Genomic DNA, 4,546 nt, shown 5'->3' with positions numbered 1-4,546 from the left:
GGTCGGGGTGAGAGGGCCAGACGAGACCGAAATGCCGGTGGCATTTCGCAGCTCGGCTGGCGGGCAGGCCACGGACGGCCTGCCCCGGGCTTTCCGTCGCGGAGGCAGGATGCCGTAGCAGGAAAGTGAACCGTAGGTTCAAATCCTCCCGTCTAGGGGCACCTATACGAAAAAAGCCCGCCGAAGTTAATCGACGGGCTCTTGGATTTGGTCGGGGTGAGAGGATTTGAACCTCCGACCACCTGCACCCCATGCAGGTGCGCTACCAGGCTGCGCTACACCCCGAGAACTGCTGTTCGCCGTTCAGGCGAGGGCGGAATGATACTGGAAAATGCTCGGTCTGGAAACCCTTGGCGAGCGTGATGAGCCTAGGTCCGCAGGGTGTGCAGGATTTCCTCGAGTTCGGTGCGGATCTGTTTGATGATCTGCTGACTCTGGTTGACGTCCTGCTTGGCGTTTTCGCCGGAAAGCTGTTGGCGGGCGCCGCCGATGGTAAAGCCCTGATCGTAGAGCAGACTACGGATCTGCCGAATTACCAGAACATCATGGCGCTGGTAGTAGCGGCGGTTTCCGCGGCGCTTGACCGGCTTGAGCTGGGGGAATTCCTGCTCCCAATACCGCAGGACATGCGGTTTCACCCCGCAGAGGTCGCTGACCTCGCCGATGGTGAAATAGCGCTTGCCCGGGATGACCGGGAGTTCGTCGTTATTCCCTGGTTCCAGCATAAGCCTCTACCCTGGTCTTGAGCTTCTGCCCCGGACGGAAAGTAACAACCCTGCGAGCTGAAATGGGAATCTCTTCCCCGGTTTTGGGGTTACGACCAGGGCGCCGGTTCTTGTCCCGGAGGTCGAAATTACCGAAACCGGAAAGCTTGACCTGTGTGCCGTCGGCCAACGCGTTCTTGATCTCCTCAAAGAAGAGATCCACCAGCTCCTTGGCTTCGCGCTTGTTCAATCCAAGTTCATCGAACAGCGCTTCCGCTAGCTCCGCCTTCGTGAGTGCCATTGTTATTGATCTCTCACCGTGGCTCCAAGTCGGGTTTCAAGCAACTCCCTCACCTGCTGGACCACCCGATCCGAATCATCATCAGTAAGGGTGCGCGAAGAACCCTGTAAAATCAAGCCTAAAGCAATACTTTTTCGTCCTGAATCTACGCCCTTGCCCTGGTACACGTCGAAGACCCGCACCTCGGACAGCACCTCCCCCGCGGCTTCTCGCGCGGCAGAGACCAGCTCGGCGGCCGGCACCGACTCGTCCACGATGAAGGCCAGGTCACGGCGCACCGAGGGGAAGCGGGAGACCGGGCGGTAGGCCGGCAGGCGCCCCTGAGCGGCCACGGCCAGCGGAATCTCGAACAGATAGCTGTCTGCCGGGACATCCAGTTGATCGGCGATCTGAGGATGAATACGGCCGATCCAGCCGCCCTTCTCACCTTCCACGAGGATACGCGCACACTGACCGGGGTGAAGCGCCGGATGGCTGTCGGCCTGGAAGGTCAGTCCGCGCGGGCCGCCGGCGGTGAGCAGGGCCTCGACATCGCCTTTGACATCAAAGAAGTCCACTGGCCGCTTGCGGCCATCCCATTGCTCGGGCTCGGCACTCCCCCAGGCCACGCCGGCGACCCAGGGTTCCTGTTTAATATCAGAGCCTTGCGGAATAAACCTGAGACCCGACTCAAACAATCGAATTCGGCTCTGCTGGCGATTGGCGTTATGCCGCAGAGCGCCCACCAGCCCCGACCACAGCGTGGTCCGCATGGTCTCCAGGTCCTGTGAGATGGGATTCGCGAGTTTCTGGCCCTCGGTGCCGCCGGACAGTATGCGGTCGGTCTCGGCGGGGACGAAGCTGTAGGTGATCGCTTCCTGGTAGCCGCGCTCGACAAGCAGCGATCGGAGCTGGTCCAGGGCGAGCCGGGACTCGGGCATCTCGCCGGGGCGGACGTCGCTGGGCAGGGACTCCACCGGCACCCGGTCGTAACCGTGGATGCGAACCACTTCCTCGATGAGGTCTTCCTCAATGGCAAGATCAAAACGGAAGCTTGGCGGCACGGCCTCCCAGCCGGCCTCATCGGCGCGGACTTCCAGACCCAGACGCTGGAGCATGTCGGTCACCTGATCGGCTTCAAGCTCGAAACCGAGCACAGCGTGCAGGCGCTCGCGGCGCAGGCGGATGGGTGCCGCCTCGGCCGGCTGACTGCCGGCCAGGGTGACCGGACCGGCCTCGCCGCCGGCAATGGACTGGATCAGTGCCGTGGCCCGGTCCAGAGCCCGCTGCTGCAGGGCCGGGTCAACGCCCCGCTCGAAACGGTGGGATGCATCGGTGTGCAGGCCGAAGCGGCGGGCCCGCCCGGCGATGACGGTGGGGCTGAAGCAGGCGCTCTCCAGAAAGACCGCTTCGGTGTCCGGCTCCACGGCGGTGCCGAGTCCGCCCATGACACCGGCCATGGCGATGGGGCCACGCTCGTCGGCGATGACCAGAATATCCTCGTCCAGGGCCACTTCCCGCTCATCCAGCAGGGTGATCTTTTCGTCCTGGCGACCACGGCGCACGGTCACCCCGCCCTGGATGGCGTCGAGGCGAAAGCCGTGCATGGGCTGGCCCAGCTCCAGCATGACGTAATTGGTGACATCCACCACCGGGCTGATGGGACGCAGACCAGCGCGGCGCAGACGCTCGGTCAGCCACACCGGGCTTTCGGCCCGGGTATCAATGCCGGTGATCACGCGCCCGGCGTAACTGGGACAGTCGGCGGGGTCTTCCACACTCACGGGGATCTCTTCACTGCCGCCCTGGCTGACCTCCCCCACCGGCGGTCGGCAGACCGACTTGCCGGTCAAGGCACCCACTTCCCGGGCCACACCGATCATGCCCAGGCAATCGCCCCGGTTGGGGGTCAGGTCGATCTCGATGATCTGATCGTCCAGGCCCAGATAGTCGCGCAGGTCCGTACCCACCGGCGCATCGCCGGCAAGCTGCATCAGCCCGGCGGCATCCTCGGACAGGCCCAGCTCCTTGGCCGAACAAAGCATGCCCTGGGAGGCCTCGCCTCTGAGCTTGGCCTTCTTGATCTTGAAGTCGCCGGGCAGGACGGCCCCGACCCGGGCAAAGGGGGCGCGCATGCCCTTGAAGACATTGGGCGCACCACAGACCACCGGCACGGTGTCATTACCATCCGAGACCTGGCAGAGATTGAGCTTGTCGGCATTGGGATGGGGCTCGACAGATATCACCTCCCCCACCACCACGCCGGAAAAGTCCTCGGCCGCCCCTTCGATGGCATCGACCTCCAGGCCCGCCATGGTCAGACGGTCGGCCAGGGCCTGGTTTTCCAGACCATGATCCACCCATTCATTCAGCCAGTTCGTACTGACGCGCATTGCGTGCTCCCAGGATGTTTGTCTCTTGCCCCTCCGGTAACCAGCGGAGACCGCAGCGGCATCAATCGACTTTCAGTGAACAGAACTGTGACGCGGCTAGGCGAATTGACCGAGGAAGCGCAGGTCGTTCTCGAAGAACAGGCGCAGATCGTCCACGCCGTAGCGCAACATGGCCAGGCGCTCCACACCCATGCCAAAGGCATAACCGCGCCATTGCTCGGCATCGATATTCACATGCCGGAAAACTTCCGGGTGAACCATGCCGCAACCCAGCACTTCCAGCCAGCCGGTGCCGGAACAGACCCGGCAGCCTTCGCCGCCACAGATCACGCATTCCATGTCCACTTCCGCCGAGGGTTCGGTGAAGGGGAAATAGGACGGTCGGAAACGCACCGCCAGATCCTTTTCGAAAAAGGCGCGCAGGAAATCCGTGAGAATCCCCTTCAGGTGGCTCATGCTCACATTACTGTCCACCAACAGCCCTTCCACCTGGTGGAACATGGGCGTGTGGGTCACATCCGAATCGCAGCGATACACCCGACCCGGCGCAATGATGCGCAGCGGCGGGCGGCTGTCTTTCATGGCCCGGATCTGTACCGGTGAGGTATGCGTGCGCAGGACCTCGCCGGGGCGCACGAAGAAGGTATCGTGCATGGCCCTGGCCGGATGGTGCTCGGGAATATTCAGAGCCTCGAAGTTGTGGAACTCGTCTTCGATCTCCGGCCCATCGGCCACTTCAAAACCGGCCTGACGAAAAATGCCTTCAATACGCTGCAGGGTGCGGGTCACCGGGTGCAGACCGCCCCGGCCCTGACCACGCCCCGGCAGAGTCACGTCCACCGACTCACGCTTGAGGCGGGCTTCGATCTCGGCGTTCTCAAGATCCGCCTTGCGGGCCTCGATACGGGACTGCACCTCACCCTTGGCCTTGTTGATGGCCTGACCGGCCGCCGGGCGCTCATCGGCCGGCAGTTTGCCCAGGCTTTTCAGCAAGGCGGTCAACTCACCTTTCTTGCCGAGGTACCGTACCCGGATGTCGTCCAGCTGCCTGAGGTCCTCCGCGGCTTCAATGGCCGCCTCGGCCTCCCGACTCAGTCTCTCCAGATCTTCCACGGGCCACTCCCAATGGGCCAATCACCATGACGAAAAAAAGAAGGGGAAAGGTATGG

Annotated in this window: 4 protein-coding genes and 1 tRNA gene; all 5 read right to left on the bottom strand. The window is 63.0% G+C overall.

Going from position 1 to position 4,546, the window contains the following annotated elements; all coding sequences use genetic code 11:
• Positions 1-208 precede the first annotated feature (208 nt).
• Positions 209-285 (bottom strand) — tRNA-Pro (locus ACJWXQ_RS05360).
• 83 nt (positions 286-368) lie between these two features.
• Positions 369-725 (bottom strand): MerR family transcriptional regulator, encoded by a 357-nt coding sequence (locus tag ACJWXQ_RS05355; RefSeq protein WP_346052765.1) that lies wholly within the window; start codon positions 723-725, stop codon positions 369-371.
• Positions 706-1,005: an integration host factor subunit alpha gene (gene ihfA, locus ACJWXQ_RS05350; RefSeq protein WP_346052763.1), complete on the bottom strand. Its 300-nt coding sequence runs from the start codon at positions 1,003-1,005 to the stop codon at positions 706-708. Before ihfA ends, ACJWXQ_RS05355 begins: the two co-directional genes overlap by 20 nt.
• A 2-nt stretch (positions 1,006-1,007) precedes the next feature.
• A complete protein-coding gene (pheT, locus tag ACJWXQ_RS05345; RefSeq protein WP_406672326.1) occupies positions 1,008-3,377 on the bottom strand; it encodes a phenylalanine--tRNA ligase subunit beta in 2,370 nt (789 codons plus the stop codon).
• Positions 3,378-3,473: 96 nt separating this feature from the next.
• Positions 3,474-4,490, bottom strand: a complete 1,017-nt coding sequence (pheS, locus tag ACJWXQ_RS05340) for a phenylalanine--tRNA ligase subunit alpha (RefSeq protein WP_346052759.1) — start codon at positions 4,488-4,490, stop codon at positions 3,474-3,476.
• Between the last annotated feature and the right edge of the window lie 56 nt (positions 4,491-4,546).

The sequence above is a fragment of the Natronospira sp. genome, from assembly GCF_007134575.1.
GTDB classification, from domain to species: Bacteria; Pseudomonadota; Gammaproteobacteria; order Natronospirales; family Natronospiraceae; genus Natronospira; species Natronospira elongata.
This window is presented reverse-complemented; position numbering and strand designations above follow the sequence as displayed.